The 19,164-nt window shown below is 43.0% G+C and carries 14 protein-coding genes and 1 pseudogene; 14 read left to right on the top strand and 1 reads right to left on the bottom strand.

The annotated features are described in order from the left end of the window. From IE039_RS07315 to uvrA, 9 genes are all read left to right on the top strand, one after another. Positions 1–1,493, top strand: a 1,493-nt coding sequence (locus IE039_RS07315; RefSeq protein ID WP_229782857.1) for an ABC transporter ATP-binding protein, incomplete at its 5' end; no start/stop codon positions are given. Between the two features lie 2 nt (positions 1,494–1,495). After that, on the top strand, positions 1,496–3,277 hold the full coding sequence (locus IE039_RS07310; RefSeq protein ID WP_048701383.1) for an ABC transporter ATP-binding protein: 1,782 nt from the start codon (positions 1,496–1,498) through the stop codon (positions 3,275–3,277). Positions 3,278–3,428: 151 nt separating this feature from the next. Next, the gene (locus tag IE039_RS07305) at positions 3,429–4,655 is read left to right on the top strand and encodes a glycosyltransferase family 4 protein (RefSeq protein WP_189428964.1); all 1,227 of its coding nucleotides are present in this window, start codon (positions 3,429–3,431) and stop codon (positions 4,653–4,655) included. Next, a complete protein-coding gene (locus tag IE039_RS07300; protein WP_048701386.1) occupies positions 4,656–5,663 on the top strand; it encodes an LTA glycolipid anchor biosynthesis glycosyltransferase, IagA/BgsA family in 1,008 nt (335 codons plus the stop codon). Between the two features lie 20 nt (positions 5,664–5,683). After that, positions 5,684–6,721 carry a lysylphosphatidylglycerol synthase transmembrane domain-containing protein gene (locus IE039_RS07295; protein WP_010003399.1) on the top strand — a complete coding sequence of 346 codons (1,038 nt, stop codon included), beginning with the start codon at positions 5,684–5,686 and terminating at the stop codon, positions 6,719–6,721. After that, a complete protein-coding gene (locus IE039_RS07290; RefSeq protein WP_010001201.1) occupies positions 6,718–6,984 on the top strand; it encodes a YkuJ family protein in 267 nt (88 codons plus the stop codon). The genes IE039_RS07295 and IE039_RS07290 overlap by 4 nt, the downstream gene beginning before the upstream one ends. A 60-nt stretch (positions 6,985–7,044) precedes the next feature. Then, complete coding sequence (locus IE039_RS07285; RefSeq protein ID WP_189428963.1) at positions 7,045–9,201, top strand: LTA synthase family protein; 2,157 nt, start codon at positions 7,045–7,047, stop codon at positions 9,199–9,201. Positions 9,202–9,271: 70 nt separating this feature from the next. Next, the gene (uvrB, locus tag IE039_RS07280) at positions 9,272–11,275 is read left to right on the top strand and encodes an excinuclease ABC subunit UvrB (RefSeq protein WP_189428962.1); all 2,004 of its coding nucleotides are present in this window, start codon (positions 9,272–9,274) and stop codon (positions 11,273–11,275) included. A 113-nt stretch (positions 11,276–11,388) separates the two neighbouring features. Continuing rightward, the gene (gene uvrA / locus IE039_RS07275; protein WP_189428961.1) at positions 11,389–14,253 is read left to right on the top strand and encodes an excinuclease ABC subunit UvrA; all 2,865 of its coding nucleotides are present in this window, start codon (positions 11,389–11,391) and stop codon (positions 14,251–14,253) included. Between the two features lie 49 nt (positions 14,254–14,302). On the opposite strand, the gene IE039_RS07270 is transcribed toward uvrA, so the two are convergent. Next, positions 14,303–14,425 (bottom strand): putative metal homeostasis protein, encoded by a 123-nt coding sequence (locus tag IE039_RS07270; RefSeq protein WP_010001196.1) that lies wholly within the window; start codon positions 14,423–14,425, stop codon positions 14,303–14,305. A 237-nt stretch (positions 14,426–14,662) separates the two neighbouring features. Here IE039_RS07270 and IE039_RS07265 point away from each other — a divergent pair, with 237 nt between their 5' ends. The 5 genes and pseudogenes from IE039_RS07265 to IE039_RS07245 form a co-directional block, all read left to right on the top strand. Then, positions 14,663–15,631 (top strand): gluconeogenesis factor YvcK family protein, encoded by a 969-nt coding sequence (locus tag IE039_RS07265; RefSeq protein ID WP_010004213.1) that lies wholly within the window; start codon positions 14,663–14,665, stop codon positions 15,629–15,631. Between the two features lie 4 nt (positions 15,632–15,635). Then, entirely contained in the window at positions 15,636–16,580 is a 945-nt protein-coding gene (gene whiA / locus IE039_RS07260) for a DNA-binding protein WhiA (protein WP_019040415.1), read from the top strand. A 147-nt stretch (positions 16,581–16,727) separates the two neighbouring features. Further along, the gene (locus IE039_RS07255) at positions 16,728–17,330 is read left to right on the top strand and encodes an ATP-dependent Clp protease proteolytic subunit (RefSeq protein ID WP_010001192.1); all 603 of its coding nucleotides are present in this window, start codon (positions 16,728–16,730) and stop codon (positions 17,328–17,330) included. Positions 17,331–17,540: 210 nt separating this feature from the next. Continuing rightward, positions 17,541–18,539 carry a D-2-hydroxyacid dehydrogenase gene (locus IE039_RS07250; protein ID WP_048701400.1) on the top strand — a complete coding sequence of 333 codons (999 nt, stop codon included), beginning with the start codon at positions 17,541–17,543 and terminating at the stop codon, positions 18,537–18,539. 133 nt (positions 18,540–18,672) lie between these two features. Next, a pseudogene (locus IE039_RS07245) lies at positions 18,673–19,095 on the top strand (PTS sugar transporter subunit IIC); the annotation flags it as partial. Positions 19,096–19,164: the final 69 nt, after the last annotated feature.

The following is a 19,164-nucleotide window of genomic DNA, read 5'->3' as shown; positions in this document are numbered from 1 at the left end:
TAACACCATTAAAGACCTTGATGGGTTTTTCTGTCCACTTAAATGTTCAACTTAAATTTTACAATCTGCCATTTGGTAATATTGAAGCCTTTTCAGCAGGTAATTTGGTCGTGCGAATGACCAACGATGTCAATCAAGTGCAACAACTCGTCATGATGTTTCTCCAGACCTTGACGCGAATTCCTATCCTCTTTTTAGGTGCCTTTATTCTGGCTTTAATGACACTACCACGGTTATGGTGGATTGTGATTTTAATGGTGGTCTTGATTGTCCTGTCTTCACAAGTTGTCTTTAAGCAAATGGGGAAGTATTTTGCTAAAATTCAACATTTAATTGATCGGACGAATACGTTAGCCAAGGAAGATTTACAAGGGATTCGTGTCGTCAAATCATTTAACCAAGAAGCAAACGAAACAGTGCATTTTACGGATAATTCCGATGAATTGACGCGCGTGAACATGATGATTGGTTATCTGTTCTCAACTATGATTCCAATCTTTATGTTGATTTCATATGTTGCCATCGGGGCTTCAGTCTGGTTTGTGGGCCAAAGTGTGGTCGCTCATCCAGAAGATTTGGCTGCGATTACATCATTTATCGCCTACTTAATGCAAATCTTTTTTGCTATTTTGATTGGGGGGATGATGTCAACCTTTGCGTCACGTGGTTTTGTGTCATTAGGTCGAATTAAGGCAATCTTTGATACTAAGCCTGATTTGACATTCAATCCGAATGCACCAGCGGTTGATTTAACCGGCGATGTGGCGTTTGAAAATGTCTCCTTTACGTATCCAGGTGATACACAACCTGCTTTGACCGATATTTCATTTAAGATTAAAGCGGGTGAAATGGTCGGTATTGTTGGGGCAACTGGATCAGGAAAAACAACGTTAGCCCAGTTGATTCCACGACTCTATGACCCAACTAAAGGGGAGGTCTTAGTGGGTGGTGTCAATTTGAAGGACGTCAATGAAAAGTCATTGCGTTCAGCGGTGTCATTTGTCCTGCAACGGGCCATTTTATTTAGTGGGAAAATTTCAGATAATCTTCGGCAAGGGAAACCAGATGCCACTTCAGCTGAATTCCAACGTGCAGCTGAAATTGCGCAAGCAGCGGAATTCGTGAATCGTTATGAAGATGGGTTTGAACATCTGGTTGAAGAACGATCAGCGAACTTTTCTGGTGGTCAGAAACAGCGTTTGTCGATTGCCCGTGGGGTTGTTGGATCCCCTAAAATTTTAATTTTAGATGATTCAACCTCAGCTTTGGATGCACGTTCGGAAAAGCTGGTGCAAGAAGCACTTGATAAAGAATTAGCTGGCACGACAACGATTGTGATTGCTGAAAAAATCAGCTCTGTCTTGCATGCCGATCGCATCTTGGTACTAGATGACGGCCGCTTAGTTGGCAGTGGGTCGCATGCGGAATTGTTGGCATCTTCAGCCATTTATCGGGAAATTTATGAGACGCAAAAGGCAAAAGGTGGTGAGTAAGCATGCATGATTTTCAACGCGCAATGCGCTATTTCTATCGTTACTTGAAACGCTATTGGCTGAGTCTCGGTTTTGTGGTGGTTGTCACGATGCTATCGACTTATTTCCAAGTCAAAGCACCCGTTTATATGGGACAGGCGATTACAGAACTCTCCCGTTATCTTGGTGACGTGATGAATCCGGCAACCCATGCGATTGCCAGCAAGACGCCATTTTACAATGCATTGATTGCTATGATGATTTGCTTTACGTTATCAGCGGGGACAATGTTTATCTCTAGCTTTTTGTCGTCAAGAATTTCAGCTAAAACATCGGGGCAAATGCGTATTGGCTTATTTGGTAAGCTACAACGGATGACCATCAAATATTTTGATACCCATCAAGATGGTAAAATTTTGTCGTTGTTTACGTCTGATTTGGATAACATTTTCAATGCGATGAACCAAGCCATCTTTGAATTGCTTTCGCAAGCAATCCTCTATATTGGGGTCATTTGGATGATGTTTGGCCAAAATGTCAAGCTAGCCTGGGTCACGATGGCCTCGACACCATTGGCCATTTTGGTTGCGGGGTTTGTCATTATGCAAGCTCGCAAAAATATTAACAAGCAACAAGAAGCCATTGGTGAAATGAACGGCTACATCAACGAACAAATCAATGGTGAAAAAGTGATTATCACGCAAGGCTTGCAACAAGCGTCGGTGGCTGGTTTCTTGCCTTATAATGAAAAAGTGAAACAAGCGACGTTTAAGGGACAAGTTTATTCTGGTTTGCTCTTCCCGTTGATGCAGGGGCTATCTTTACTGAACTTGGCGATTGTGATTTTCTTTGGCTCTTGGTTAGTGGTGCATGATGGGATGGATAAGGCGGTCGGTCTGGGATTGATTGTCGTGTTTGTTAACTATTCACAAGAATATTATCAACCCATTACGCAAATCACGTCGATTTATAACATGTTGCAACTGGCTATGACGGGGGCACAGCGGTTGTCTGATGTGCATGATCAACCAGAAGAAGTGTCGCCAAAAGATGGCCAACAACTCACCAATTTGAAGCACGAAGTCGCGTTAAACGATGTCCATTTTGGCTATCAACCAGACAAAGAAATTCTACACGGTGTGTCGATTGATGTGAAAAAGGGTCAGATGGTAGCGTTAGTCGGGCCAACTGGGTCTGGTAAAACGACTATTATGAATCTGTTAAACCGTTTTTATGATGTGACGGGTGGTTCGGTTACCTTTGATGGGGTTGATGTTCGGCAATTAGATTTGAAATCATTGCGTGATCATGTCGGGATTGTGCTACAAGATTCTGTCTTGTTTACCGGAACAGTGGCCGATAACATCAAATTTGGTCGGCCAACAGCTAGTGATGACGACATGATTGATGCGGCTAAGCAAGCTAATATTCATGACTTTATCATGAGTTTACCGGATGGTTATCAGACGACAGTCAATGACGAAAGTTCTGTTTTCTCAACGGGGCAAAAACAATTATTGTCGATTGCTCGCACAATTCTAACTAATCCTGATTTCTTAATATTAGATGAAGCGACGTCAAACGTTGATACGGTGACGGAAGCGCGCATCCAAGCAGCGATGGATAATGTGATTGCTGGTCGGACGAGCTTTGTGATTGCCCATCGTTTGAAGACGATTCTAGGGGCAGATAAGATTGTGGTCTTAAAAGACGGTAAGGTGATCGAAGAAGGGACACATGACGAACTGGTCGCAGAAAACGGTTTTTATGCGGAACTTTATCATAATCAAATGGTTTTTGACTAGTAAAAGGTCACGGTTAGCCGTGGCTTTTTTTGTTTGAATTCAAGGCGAAACGGCTGTTAGCCGTTGTTTAGTTGTCAAAATATTTTATGCTATAATTGTAGTATTGCTATTTACCGAAATTTTAATGTCTATATAAACTTTGGAGGACACAATGAATATTGGTCTCTTTACGGATACGTATTTTCCACAAGTCAGTGGTGTGGCGACTTCGATCAAAACATTAAAAGATGCACTTGAAGCGCAAGGCCACCAAGTCTATATTTTCACTTCAACTGATCCGAAAGTGTCTAAAAATAAATTTGAACCCCATATCTATCGTTTTTCGAGTGTGCCTTATGTTGGCTTTAAAGATCGTCGCTTAGCGTTTCGTGGGTTAATTCAGGCCGTTGAAATTGCAAAATCTGTTGAATTAGATATTGTGCATACCCAAACAGAGTTCTCGCTTGGTTTGATGGGTAAATTTGTGGCTCGTCAACTTAAAATACCAGCTATTCACACGTACCATACCATGTATGAAGATTACACGCATTACGTGGCAAAAGGGTTATTAATTGGGCCTAAAGGCGTTGGCACATTGATGAAAGCCTATATGTTGGGGATGTCTGGGGTCGTCGCACCCTCTCAACTGGTACAAGAAACCCTGATTCGTTATGGCGTCAAGGCACCGATGCGTATTATTCCAACAGGTGTTGAAATGCCAAGACGTGGCGGTTCACGGGTTAATCTACGAGAAAAGTTTGGGTTTACCCCCGAACAACCCGTGATTTTGTCACTAGGGCGTTTAGCGTTTGAAAAGAACGTGGCGTTAACAATCTCTGCTTTTTCAGAATTATTGCAAACGCAACCAGATGCCCGTTTAGTGATTGCTGGCGATGGCCCAGCACGTAAGGCGCTTGAAGAGCAAGTAGCCGAATTGAACTTAACCCAGCAAGTGTTATTTGTTGGGATGGTTGATCACGATGATGTGACCGACTATTATCAGATGTGCAATGTTTTTGTGAGCTCATCTGATACAGAAACCCAAGGGCTCACGTTCATTGAAGCAATCGCGTCTGATCGGCCGTTTGTGGCGATGCACTCACCTTATCTTGATAACTTGGTGGATGATGACGCCATCGGGACATTAGTGTCAGATTATGACGAATTGTTGGCAGGGATTGAAAAATACCTCACGCGCCCAATGACGTCAGCTGATCACGCGTTACGTCAAAATAAAATGCAAGATGTTGACGCCGATACTTTTGCAACACGGATGTTGGCTTTTTACCAGGACGTTTTGGACAATTATCATTCTGACGATGCAGAAGATGAATATCCAACGGATGATGAAGTGGGTTACATGAAGCGGATCTTACGAAATCCATTTAGGAGAAATTAGGTGAAAGTTTTACTGTATTTTGAAAACCAAAAGTGGATTGCAAAATCTGGCATTGGGCGTGCTTTAAAGTTGCAACAGGCTGCTTTGAGCTATACGGATGTGACCGTCACAACGGATCCAAAGTCGCAGGATTATGATGTCTTACACATCAATACCTACGGCGTGAAGAGCCACCACATGGTGAATGCGGCTCATAAAATGGGCAAAAAGGTTGTCTATCATGGCCACTCCACTTATGAAGATTTTAGAAATTCATTTACCGGTTCAAATCTGATTGCACCGTTATTTAAGCGGTATTTGGTGTCGCTATATCAAAAGGCGGATGCGTTGATTACACCAACCCCTTATTCTAAGCAGTTGTTGCGCGGGTATCGGTTATCACAACCCATCACGCCAATTTCTAATGGGATTCCCCTCGATAAATATGCCCCAGACGCGGATAAAGTTGCTAAATTTAGAACGTATTTTGATTTGTCACCAGATCAAAAAGTTGTGATGAGCGTGGGGTTATTTTTTGAGCGTAAAGGGATTTTAGATTTTGTCACCTTAGCGCAACGCCATCCCGAATACGTTTTTATTTGGTTTGGGTATACGGATTTGCGCCTGGTTCCCGCTAAAATTAGTCGGTTAATTAAAGGCGACCATCCGCGGAATTTGATTTTCCCAGGTTATATTACTGGAGAGGTCATCCAAGGTGCCTATCAGGGCGCAGATTTGTTTTTATATCCGTCCTTTGAAGAAACGGAAGGAATTGTTGTTTTAGAAGCCTTGGCATCCAAACAAAAGGTGCTCGTGCGTGATATTCCCGTCTATAAACCTTGGTTACAAGATGGGGTGAATAGCTACCAAGCCAAGAATCTTGAAGATTTTGATGTTAAAATGGTCAAAATATTAAACGGCGAACTACCAGATCTGAGTGCGGCTGGCTATGAGTTAGCTGTTGCTCGGAATTTACCGGCAATTGGCCAGCAGTTACAACAAGTTTATGAGGCAGTCTTAGAAGGGTAGTCACGGGCAAGGAGGAGAATATGTCTAAAACAGATAAAGTTTCTGCTATTGTTGTCGTGATATTGACTGGTGTTGTTGTTTATTTTTTGACAACAGAATTACGTGGTAAAGGTTATCAACTCAATTTGGCGTTAAAGCACCTTGACTGGCGGTGGCTAGTCGGGGGACTGGTCATGATGCTGTTGTCCATTTTGCTTGAGGCGATTGCCACTTATGTCATGCTCAACAAGTCAGATCGTCACAAGACATCTGTCATAGCTTTGTTACGTGTGCCATTGCTTAATTTACTTGGTACAGGCTTAACACCGTTTGCGACTGGTGGCCAACCAGCGCAATTGTTTGGGATGACGCGTGCTGGTGTTGAAGCCGGACGCGCCATGTCCGTCATTCTCATGAAGTTTTTAGTTTACCAAGTGGTCGTCGTGGTATTCTTTATCATAGGCTACTTTTCGGCGGAACATTTTATTTACGGACAGGTTGACCCCACATTTGCTAATTTTATTCCATTTGCCATTGCGATTCATGCCGTCGTGATTATCGGTATCCTGTTAGTCATGTTCTGGCCAGCATTGACGCTCAAATTAGTGGATATGGTGGCACCGATGTTCCAAAAAATGTTATCGCGTGAGCGGTATGACAAGTTATTGTCCACGGTTACCCAGAAAGTTGCCAATTTTCATCGTGAGTCACGGCGCGTGATTAGCAGTTGGGAATCATTGGTCGGTGCTACGGTGTTTACCGTGTTGCAATTGATGGTTTTTTATCTCATTCCGTATTTTGTTATTCGCGCGTTCGGTTATGCCCAGGTGAATCCTTGGTTAATTATCACAATGAACATCATGATTGTGATGGTTATTTCCCTGTTCCCAATTCCTGGTGGGGTTGGGGGCGCGGAATTGAGTTTCCAATTGCTATTTTCACCATTTGTTAAAAATCCAGCAACGTTAATTTTGGTGATCTTAATTTGGCGTCTCATTACGTACTATTTTGGTCTGTTTGCTGGTATTATTGCCTATATGGTACCTGCGCGATCAGTTAGTAGAGAGGAGCGACCATGACAGTTGAAAAAACGTATCCGGTGAGTGACTTAAAGCAAATTTTGGCACGGTTACGGGCAATGGTTGATGCGACGGATACGCCGTATCAAACGCGCCGTTTTGATGCTTTTGGTATTGAAGCCGTGCAAGTTGACTATGATCAACTCACACAAATTTGGACGGTCCATGAACATCGCGAAGTGCGTCAATTTCAATTTGATGATATTGACTTGGTTGCGATTGAAGTTTATGATGTCCTCCATGATTTTAAATTAATATTTTAAATACGCAGGCTGACCGATAGATTATCCGGTGATGTGACGACGTATGTGAAGGAAAAAAATATGCGAAATTTGCTCAATAAAGTGCCCAAACCGAAAGTCATTTGGCTGAAGATTAAGCAGACAATGGATACCTCCGCACCGCTTGTGTGGTTCTTTGTGTTGAACGTTGTGCTCGTTTGGTTCAAAACGTTTGTGAACTACCATATGAATTTCAATCTTGGTGCTGATGGGCCAACGCAGCAGTTTTTGTTATTCTTAAATCCATGGCCAACAGCGATTATTCTCTTAAGTATTGCGCTTTATTTTAGAGGCGTCTTGAGTTACTGGATCGCAATTTTGTTTAATTTCATTCAATCCCTGTGGTTGTTTGCCAATATCTTGTATTACCGTGAATTTTCTGATTTCCTCTCAATGGGCATTTTGGGTTCTGGTAGTTCAACAGGGAATAACTTAGGAAAGTCGATTGCTGCTATTATTCACTGGTCAGATTACATGGTCTTTCTGGACATTGTGATTTTAATCGGCTTGGTCCTCTTTAAGCAATTGACGATTGACCGTAAAGGGGTACAACGCCGTTTTGCTGTTTTGACAACGTTGCTTGGTGTCGCCTTAATGTTTGTCGATTACGGGATTGCCTCGGCTGATCGTTCAGGGTTGCTCACGCGATCATTTGATAACAACTATATTGTGAAGTATCTTGGTCTAAATGAGTATGCGGTCTTCAACGCTGTCCAAACTTATAATCAAACGGAGAGTCGGAAGCGCGCGAAGCCAGCTGATTTAACCAAGGTTAAACAGTTTGTTGCGAGTCAGCAATTACCAGATAATCTGGAATATTATGGGACGCAAAAAGGTAAGAATGTCTTCATGATTCATTTGGAGTCATTCCAACAATTCCTGATTGATTATAAAGTTGATGGACGTGAAGTCACGCCAAATTTGAACCAGTTCTACCATGACCAAAATACGTTGAGCTTTGACAACTTCTATAATCAAGTTGGTCAAGGGAAGACTTCTGATGCTGAAATGATGCAAGAAAACTCATTGTTTGGGCTTTCTACTGGATCAGTCATGGTGAAGTATGGGACAAGCAATACGTTTGAATCATTCCCCGCAGTATTGAGCCAGCGTGGTTACACAACGGCTGCCTTCCACGGTGACGTGGCGAGCTTCTGGAATCGTGATAACACGTATAAGTCATTTGGTTATAACTATTTCTTTTCTAAGTCATATTACCCAAATGCAGATAAGCCAAACTTCAATATTGGCTATGGTTTAAAAGATAAAATCTTCTTGCAAGATAGTGCCAAGTACCTGGAACAATTGCCACAACCGTTCTATGCGAAATTAATTACGGTCACGAATCATTATCCTTATGATCTCGATAAGGCCAATATTGATTTCCCAGCCACAACGACTGGCGATAACACTGTGGATGGGTACGTGCAAACAGCGCATTATCTGGATCAAGCCTTTGGCGAATTCATGACCTATTTGAAAAAAGCTGGCTTGTATGATAATTCAGTCTTTGTTTTGTACGGTGATCACTATGGTATTTCTGAGAACCATCAACCAGCTATCGCACAGCTATTAGGCAAAGATAAAGTCACCAACTATGATTTAGCTCAGTTCCAGAAGGTACCGTTCATGATTCATGCGACCGGTCTTAAGGGCGGGGTAGATCACACATATGGTGGTGAAATTGATATGATGCCAACGTTGCTTGACCTGTTGGGTATTCCAGATAACAATATGATCATGTTTGGGCAAGATATGTTGTCACCAAAGTATGAGGGGATTGTGCCATTCCGTGATGGGGATTGGATTACACCGACCTATATGAAGTACAACAACCAGTACTTTAATACCGTAACGGGTGAGCAAGTGACGCTTGCCAGTGACCCAAGTCTCAAAAAAATGGCGGGGCCAACGCAAAAGTATGTTGACCAAGTTTTGGAAAATTCGGATGCGGTCATTACGGGTGACTTGTTGCGCTTTGATACGGCACGACCAGATTTCCATGCGGTTAACAAAAAAGCACTCGACTACAAAAAGGCTGCTGGTCTGGCGTCGCTAAAGGCTGCGCAGCAGACAAATCCATCTAGTGTACTCGCTAAAAATAAAGGCAAATCAACGCTTGGTGATTATCAAACTGATGCACCAGAGTTGAAACCAACCGATAATAATGGGCAGGATGCCAGTTCATCCTCAAAATAAAACGAACAAACAATAGAACGTTTGTTCGTTTTATTGTATAATGAAATAAAGTCGACTAAGGAAGAAAACTATGCGTGAAAATGTTGCCAAGCATGAATTTGAAGTGGTGTCAAAGTACGAACCAACTGGTGATCAGCCCAAAGCGATTGACCAATTAGTGCGTGGCATCAATGCTGGAGTGAAAGAACAAATCCTGTTGGGCGCGACGGGGACAGGGAAAACTTTTACTATTTCCAATGTGATTCAACGTGTCAAAAAGCCAACCTTGGTTTTAAGTCATAATAAGACCTTGGCTGGGCAGATTTATGGCGAGTTAAAAGAGTTTTTCCCCAATAATGCGGTAGAATATTTTGTTTCTTACTATGATTACTACCAACCAGAAGCCTACGTCCCAAGTTCAGATACTTTCATTGAAAAAGATTCCGCGGTCAATGATGAAATTGACCAATTGCGGAACTCGGCCACTAGTTCACTGTTATCACGCAACGATGTTATTGTGGTCGCTTCGGTTAGCTCTATTTTTGGTTTGGGTGATCCGCACCAGTATCAAGAACACGTGATTAATTTACGGGTGGGGAATGAGTATGGCCGTGAACAATTGATGCGTGATTTAATCGATGTGCAATTTACGCGAAATGACATCGATTTTCACCGTGGCACATTCCGTGTTCGCGGTGACATTATGGAAATTTTCCCGGCATCAGAAGACGAGATGGCGTTACGCGTGGAGTTTTTTGGGGATGAAATTGATCGCATTCGAGAAATCAATTCGTTGACGGGTGAGACGGTTGCGGAGCGTGATTTTGTGGCCATTTATCCGGCCAAACATTTTATGACCAATGATGATCAAATGCGCTATGCGTTAGCCGGTATCAATGATGAAATGACCGCGCAAGTCGCTAAGTTTGAGGCCGAAGGCAAGTTAATTGAAGCGCAACGCATTAAGCAACGGACAGAATATGATCTGGCGATGTTAGAAGAAATGGGCTTTGTTGGCGGGATTGAAAACTATTCACGTTGGATGGATGGGCGTCAACCAGGCGAACCACCCTTTACCTTGCTGGATTTCTTCCCCGATGACTTTTTGATTGTGGCGGATGAAAGCCATGTGACGATGCCACAAATTCGCGGGATGTTTAATGGCGACAAGGCACGGAAAGAGACGCTCGTTGATTATGGCTTCCGTCTACCGTCGGCTTTAGATAATCGGCCCCTTAAGTTACCAGAGTTTGAAAAACGGATCAACCAAATCATTTATATGTCGGCAACGCCTGGTGATTATGAACTCGAGCGGGTGACCCCAGATCATGTGGCAGAACAGATTATTCGGCCAACTGGTCTCCTGGATCCCGAAGTTGAAGTCCGGCCGGTAATGGGACAAATTGATGATTTGGTTGGCGAAATTAACCAGCGTGTTGATCAGAACGAACGGGTCTTTATTACGACCTTGACCAAGCGAATGGCGGAAGATTTAACCGACTATTTAAAGAATGTTGGCTTAAAAGTAGCTTATTTGCATGCGGATATTAAAACACTAGAACGAACAGAGATTATTCGTGACCTCCGACTGGGTAAATACGATGTGTTGATTGGGATTAACTTATTGCGTGAGGGAATTGATGTGCCAGAAGTCTCTTTGGTGGCGATTCTTGATGCGGATAAAGAAGGCTTTTTGCGTAATCCACGGTCACTAATTCAAACCATTGGTCGTGCGGCGCGTAATGCCAATGGTCATGTGATTATGTATGCTGACAAGATGACGCGGTCGATGCAAGAAGCCATCGATGAAACTGCACGTCGTCGAGAAATTCAACTGCAATATAATGCCACGCATGGGATTACCCCTATGACGATCAAGAAGCCGATCCGAGATTTGATTTCTGTCCGGACTGAGACAACGACTGGTGAAAAAATTGATTTGACGCAAGTGGCCTTTAAAGATTTGCCAAAGGACGAACAAAAAAATATTATTGCAAATTTGGAAAATCAAATGAAAGCTGCGGCCAAAGCACTAGATTTCGAAGAAGCTGCGCAATTGCGAGATAGCGTAATGTCTCTGAAAGCTTTGTTGTAGCATAAGCAAAATAACAGCGTCACTGGCAGTGCTTGTTATAATGAAATGAGCAATGAAATTTAGGATAAGGAAAGGCGTTAGGCTGGTAGTCAGCAGGCTAACGTTTAAAATCTATGGCGAAAACTAATATTGAAATTCGTGGCGCTCGCGCCCAAAATTTAAAAAATATCGATGTGGATATTCCAAAAGATAAGTTAACGGTTATCACAGGGTTATCTGGTTCTGGGAAATCATCCCTGGCATTCGATACGCTTTATGCGGAAGGACAACGACGGTATGTCGAGAGCTTGTCATCTTACGCCCGCCAATTTTTAGGGCAAATGGATAAGCCCGATGTTGATTCAATTGATGGCTTGTCGCCGGCAATTTCAATTGACCAAAAAACAACGTCTAATAATCCGCGTTCGACTGTCGGGACGGTGACAGAAATCAATGACTACTTCCGTTTGTTATATGCGCGTGTTGGACGACCAGATGAGCCAGCCGACGGCACTAAAGTGATGATGTCCATTGACCAAATGGTTGAATATGTTTATCAACAGTTGGCGATTGGCAGCCGTTTGCAAGTATTTGCACCCATTATTGTCGGCAAACGTGGGTCACATGAGACGACGTTTGATAACATGCGCAAGCAAGGCTACATTCGTGCGCGTGTTGACGGTGACATCTATGAATTGGATGCGCAAACACCAACGCTAGATAAAGAAACGGCCCATGATATTGACGTAATGATTGACCGTATTGTGTTACGTGATGATTCCCGCTCACGTCTATTTGACGCCATCGAAGCCGCCGTGCGTTTAACGGATGGTTTAGTACAGTTGGATGTGGTGACGCGTGAGGGTGAACCAGCAGTTGCCCCATTGAAATTCTCCGATCACTATTTGGGTCAGTTGAAAGATTTTCGCGTTGGGCGCTTGGAACCGCGTCTGTTTAGTTTTAATGCACCACTAGGGGCTTGTGAAGTTTGTCAAGGATTGGGTGTCACACGTGAAGTCGATATTGATCTGGTCGTACCAGACGATAGTAAAACTTTACGTGAGGGGACGATTGCGCCTTGGAATCCGATTTCATCGAATTATTATCCTGAAATGTTACGGCAATTTGCTGAACAATCAGGCATTGATATGGATATCCCATTCAAAGCATTACCTAAAAAACAACAACGATTAATTTTACAAGGATCAGGTACCAAGGATTTTCATTTCCATTATGAAAATGATTTTGGTGGTGTTCGTGACGTGGATATTCCTTTTGAAGGGGTTATCAATAATATTTCACGGCGTTTCCACGAAACCAATTCAGAGTTTACCCGCGACCAAATGGCTAATTACATGACGGAGTTGACTTGTCAAGCTTGTCAGGGCTACCGGTTAAATGAAGCGGCTCGCTCGGTTAAAATTAATGGTCGCCATATTGGTGAAGTGTCGGAATTGCCAGTTGACCAAGAATTGGCATTCTTTAATGACATTCAACTGGGTGAACAAGATACGACGATTGCCGCGCCAATCATTAAAGAAATTAAAGACCGCTTGGGCTTTTTGGCGAGCGTGGGCTTGCAGTATCTGACATTGTCGCGTGCTGCTCGCACATTGTCGGGTGGTGAATCACAACGGATTCGCCTAGCCACGCAAATCGGCTCTAATTTGTCCGGCGTGTTGTATGTTTTAGATGAGCCGTCAATTGGGTTACACCAACGTGACAACGACATGTTGCTTAAATCGATGCAAAACATGCGTGACTTAGGGAACACGTTGGTCGTTGTGGAACACGATGAAGATACGATGTTAGCTGCTGATCATTTGATTGATGTCGGCCCTGGTGCGGGTACCTTGGGTGGCGAAATTGTCGCGACTGGGACGCCAGCGGAAGTAGCGGCTAATCCAAACTCACTTACGGGTCAGTATCTTTCTGGGAAAAAGTTTATTCCAGTACCAACTCAGCGTCGCGAGGGTAATGGCCAGGCCATTACGATTAAAGGGGCGCAAGAAAACAACCTGAAAAACGTGACGGTCAAGTTCCCTTTGGGCAAATTTGTGGTCGTGACAGGAGTGTCGGGTTCTGGTAAATCAACACTGGTAAACCAAATTTTGAAGCGCGCATTAAAGCAGAAGTTAAATCATAATTCAGAAAAGCCGGGGAAGTATCGCACGATTGAAGGCGTTGACAATATTGAACAAGTCGTCGACATCAACCAATCACCAATTGGGCGCACGCCACGTTCTAATCCGGCAACCTATACCGGTGTATTTGATGATATTCGTGAGTTGTTTGCGCAGACGAACAAAGCTAAGATGCGGGGTTACAACAAAGGCCGATTCTCATTTAATACCAAGGGTGGTCGTTGTGAAAATTGCCGTGGCGACGGTGTGATTAAAATTGAAATGAATTTCTTGCCTGACGTTTACGTGACCTGTGAAGTCTGTGGCGGCACACGTTATAATACGGAAACCTTGGAAGTGACATATAAAGGGCATAACATTTCACAAATTTTGGACATGTCAACCACAGAGGCACTAGCCTTTTTTGCCCCAATTCCCAAAATTGCCCGTAAGTTACAAACGATTGTGGACGTCGGCCTTGGCTACATCAAGTTGGGCCAATCGGCGACGACCCTATCGGGTGGGGAAGCCCAGCGCATGAAGCTTGCCTCAGAATTGCACCGACGCACCAACGGTAAAACAATGTATATCTTAGACGAGCCAACAACTGGTCTTCATGTCGATGATATTGCCCGTTTGCTGGTCGTTTTGGAACGACTTGTTGAGGCGGGAAATACTGTCGTGGTGATTGAGCACAATTTAGACGTGATTAAATCAGCTGATTGGGTCATTGATATGGGACCAGAAGGTGGTGAAGGTGGCGGGAACGTCTTGGTCACTGGAACGCCTGAAAAGGTGATGGCGCATGCCACATCTTATACGGGTAAATATCTTAAAGAAATTATCACGCGTGATTTGGCGCGGGCAGCAAATTAATAACAGAAAAAAGCCCACTGTTCTCAGAACAGTGGGCTTTTAATGACGATTAGCGTGATGCTTTCTTTTGCTTAGCTAAGTCGTGAATAGCCTTCAAAGCACGCTTACGTGTTTTGATATTTGGGCTCTTTAACTTCCGTGCTGCTGAAGCAATATCTAATTTTTCTGTCATGTGATGAGATCTCCAATTTGTTTGTATTTGCAAATAGGGACGGTATGCTCACAAGCATACTAGCAATATTACTTACATATAATAAGTATACCAAAAATCTGAAAAATTGCAACTATCATGCTAAAATGTGAGATAATGAAAAGAAATCAAGGAAGGTGAAGACGTTGACTACCCGTCTGTGACTGCTGCTGTGTCGCTGGTCTCAGATGGTATCAGGTAGTTTGAACAATTGGAAATATGCCAAATAAACCAAAAATAGTGATCATTGGCGGTGGTTCAGGATTACCCGTCATTATTAAACCGCTTGTTAAAGAACGTATCGATTTAACCGCTATTGTCACGGTTGCGGATGATGGTGGATCAAGTGGTCTACTACGTAATTACATTAATATTGTGCCCCCTGGTGATATTCGCAACATCTTAGTGGCAATGTCAGACGTGGATCCGGCCATCAAACAAGTCATGCAATATCGTTTTGATGCCAAAGACGATTTTTTTGCCCAGCATGCGGTGGGAAATTTGATTATTGCCGCCATGACTGAAATGCATGATAGCATTTTTGATGCTGTGCAGCACCTGGCAGACTTTATGAAAGTGCGGGGCCGTATTTACCCCGTTTCGAATGAGCCACTAGTTTTGCACGCGGAATTTAAAGATGGCAACATTTTGGCCGGTGAGTCCGAAATTACAAAAGCGCACAAGACAATCGATCATGTTTGGGTCACACGTGATGCCTCACAGGATATCCCTAGAGCTGCACCAGAAGTCGTTGAGGCGATTTTGGACGCTGATATGATTGTGTATGGACCAGGCAGTTTATTTACCTCAATTCTACCCAATGTGGTGGTGCCGGAAGTACGGACAGCATTACGATTAACGGCTGCCAAGCAAGTCTATATCTCAAATATTATGACGCAAAAAGGTGAAACAGATGCTTACACAGATGCCCAGCATTTGTTAGCCTTAAATGCTCATATTGGGGCACCAGTGATTGATTACGTGATTGCCAACGATGCGATTGTCCCTGATGATTTCGTTGATTTTCAAAAATGGCATGAAATTTCTAACCAAGTGAAATTAGACCCTGCCGCTGTTGCTGTGCAGGGCGCGCAAGAAATTGCTGGGGATTTTCTACAGTTGCGTGATGCCGGGGCGTTCCATGATGGCGATAAAATCATGGCAGAATTGATGCAAATTTTGGAGTGAAAATATGTCATACGCGGCTGATGTCAAAAAAGAATTAACAGGGTTACTGGTTCATGATGGTAACGCTAAAGCAGAATTATCGGCCCTAATGCGTATGAATGGTGTCAGTACGCTGGGCTTTGACCAAACCGTGTCTGTCAAAACTGAAAACGCCGCGATTGCGCGCCGTATTTACACATTGTTAACGCAAAATTATGACGGCGTGGTGGTTGAAGTGACGATGGCTGATCACAGTTATTTATCACAGCATAAATCCTATGGTGTATTGCTGAAGACACAGGTTGAGGAAGTGTTGGCTGATTTAGGGGTTGATCCCTTTGGGTTACATCCAGAAATCCCGGCCCGGCTGTTAAACCAAAAGGATAAGCGACGGTCCTTTTTACGTGGGGCCTTTTTGGCGGCTGGTTCAGTGAACTCGCCAGAAAAAGCCAATTATCATTTAGAAATTTTTACAACCCACGAAGAACTCGCTGAAAAAATGTTGCAAATGATGCAAGAATTTAACTTGCCTGCTAAAATTACTGATCGTGCGGGCGGTTTTATTGTCTATCTTAAGCGGGCGGAAAAGATTGTGGATTTTTTGTCGCTGATTGGGGCTTCTCAGACCATGTTGCGATTTGAAGATATCCGTATGATGCGTGATATGCGCAATTCGGTCAATCGCATGATGAATGCCGAAATGGCAAATATGCAAAAAACAGCGGATGCGGCTAACAAACAAGTGCAACAGATTCTATTTATTGCCAATGCGATTGGGGATTTAGATTTGTTACCTAAAAAGTTACGCGATATCGCTAAAGCCCGTTTAGAGCATCCAGATGCCTCGTTAGCTGAACTGGGAGACTATCTAGAAATTAGTAAATCTGGGGCAAATCATCGCATGCGGAAGTTAAAAGAACTAGAACAAATGATCAAAGATGAGATACCGTTTGACTTAGCGAAGTTGTAAAATAAATTTTAGCACTCTAACTATGTTTGTGCTAAAATAGTCTTAGTGACTCGGTACTGACATCGAGTGACACATAATTGACCAGTTTATCATGCCACCTGTTGGTGGGGATGGTAAACTGGGACCATGAAAAGGAGCTTAACAACTATGTGGCCAGGAGTTATTGAACAAACAGCAAACGGCCGTGAAAGCTATGACTTGCCTTCACGTTTGTTAAAAGATCGTATTGTTTTGGTACAAGGCGAAATCGAAGATAGCATGGCAACTTCAATTGTTGCCCAATTGTTATTTTTGGAAGCCCAAGATCCAACTAAAGAAATTTCAATGTATATCAATTCACCTGGTGGCTCAGTCACTGCTGGGCTATCGATTACCGATACCATGAACTTTATTAAGGCACCGGTGACAACTATTGTGATGGGCTTGGCGGCCTCAATGGGAACAATTATTGCCAGTTCTGGTGAAAAAGGGCACCGTTTCATGTTGCCTAATGCTGAATACTTGATTCACCAACCAATGGGTGGTGCTGCTGGTGGTACTCAGCAAACAGATATGGCCATTATTGCTGAACAATTGACGAAAACACGGGCAAAGTTGAACCGTATTTTGGCCGATGCGTCTGGCAAAGACTTGGAAACAATTGCACATGATACAGAACGTGATTATTGGATGAGCGCTGAAGAAACGTTGGAGTACGGCTTTATTGACGGTATTTTGACGAAATCTGGGGAAAAGCCAGTTGTCAAGTGATGATGAGAAAACTGATCGATAACTTTGTGAGTTGCGGTTAGCTTTTTTATTAGCTAGAAATGAACTTGATCAGGTAAAATGAGATGTAATATCATCAGGATTTCACGGTAATGCGTGGAATATAATAATCTCATTAAATTAATACTTTCACGTGCAAATGTGCACAATATAGGGTAAAATAAGATAGTAATAAAATTTTTGGAGGATATTATGAAGATTTTTGCTTACGGTATTCGTAATGACGAAAAGCCAGCTTTAGAAGATTGGAAGTCAGCTCATCCAGAAGTTGAAGTTGATTACACCCAAGAACTTTTGACACCAGAAACAGCCGCTTTGGCTAAGGGGTCAGATTCAGTGGTTGTTTATCAACAATTAGACTATACGCCTGAAACATTGAAGGCATTGGCAGAAGCTGGTGTGACAAACATGTCTTTGCGTAATGTTGGAACAGATAACATTGACTTTGAAACAGCAAAGGCTTTGGACTTCAACATTTCAAACGTCCCAGTTTACTCACCAAACGCGATTGCTGAACATGCAGCCATCCAAGTTGCTGCTTTGTTGTCACAAGCTAAGGTGATGGAAAACAAAGTGCAAAAGCGTGATTTGCGTTGGGAACCAACAATCCGTCGTGAAGTGCGTGACCAAGTTGTTGGTGTTGTTGGAACAGGTCACATCGGCCGTGTCTTCTTGGAAATCATGCAAGGTTTCGGGGCAAAGGTTGTCGCTTATGATGTTTACCGCAACCCAGAACTTGAAGCTGAAGGTGTTTACGTTGACACATTGGATGAATTGCTTGAACAATCAGACATCGTGTCATTGCACGTACCACACATTCCAGGTGTCAATGATCAAATGATCAATGCAGAAACAATTGCTAAGATGAAGGATGACGCAGTCTTGGTTAACGTTTCTCGTGGTTTGTTGGTTGATACAGACGCCGTTGTTGCCGCATTGGATTCAAAGAAGTTGTTTGGCTTCGTAATGGATACTTATGAAGGCGAAGTTGGTGTCTTCAACAAGGACTGGTCAGAAAACGGTTTGGAAGACAAGCGTTTGGATGACTTGATCTCACGTGAAAATGTTTATGTGACACCACATACAGCATTCTATACAACGCACGCTGTGCGTGAAATGGTACATCAATCATTTGATGCTGCCGTAGCATTTGCCAAGGGTGAAACACCTGCAAATGCTGTGAAGTACTAAACACAGGAATACCCGCAGTAGCCGCGGGTTTTCTTATGTCATTTTGTGTCACGGTATGGCACGTAGTAAAATTTTGATGGAAAAAACTTAGCAATACAGTTAGGGATTGCTGTAATTTTAGGTGAGGGAAATTATGACGATTAAATCAGAAGGCCAAAAGTGGGCTTCAAAAGATTCACAAGCCTTACGTAATGAAGAATACGCTCGTAAGGCTGTGGAAAATGCCCCAGTAACATTTAGTGGTGATACAGAACTTAAGTTGAAGGATTTCTTCTTTAAAGTTTTGTCTGGTTCAGCGCAAGGTATTTTGATTGGTGTGTTACCATCTGCGGTAATGAAGTACATCATTCAATATTCTGGTTTGGGGACAACCACATTTGGTGGACATCTCAGCGCAATTTTGACGTTGTTCACATCATTCATCCCCTTTTTGATTGGTTTGGCAGTTGCCTTGCAATTTAAGATGAAGAGTTTGGATGTTGGGGTTGTGGCAATTGCAACAGCTGCAGCATCTGGTTCAATCAAGTGGGCGCAAGTACCAACTGGCTTTGTGAACGGCAGATTGTAAAATTTAAGTTGAACATTTAAGTGGACAGAAAAACCCATCAAGGTCTTTAATGGTGTT

It is taken from the genome of Leuconostoc lactis KCTC 3528 = DSM 20202 (genome assembly GCF_014651235.1).
GTDB lineage: Bacteria > Bacillota > Bacilli > Lactobacillales > Lactobacillaceae > Leuconostoc > Leuconostoc lactis.
The sequence above is the reverse complement of the archived record's forward strand: the minus strand, read 5'-3'. Positions and strand labels throughout refer to the sequence as shown.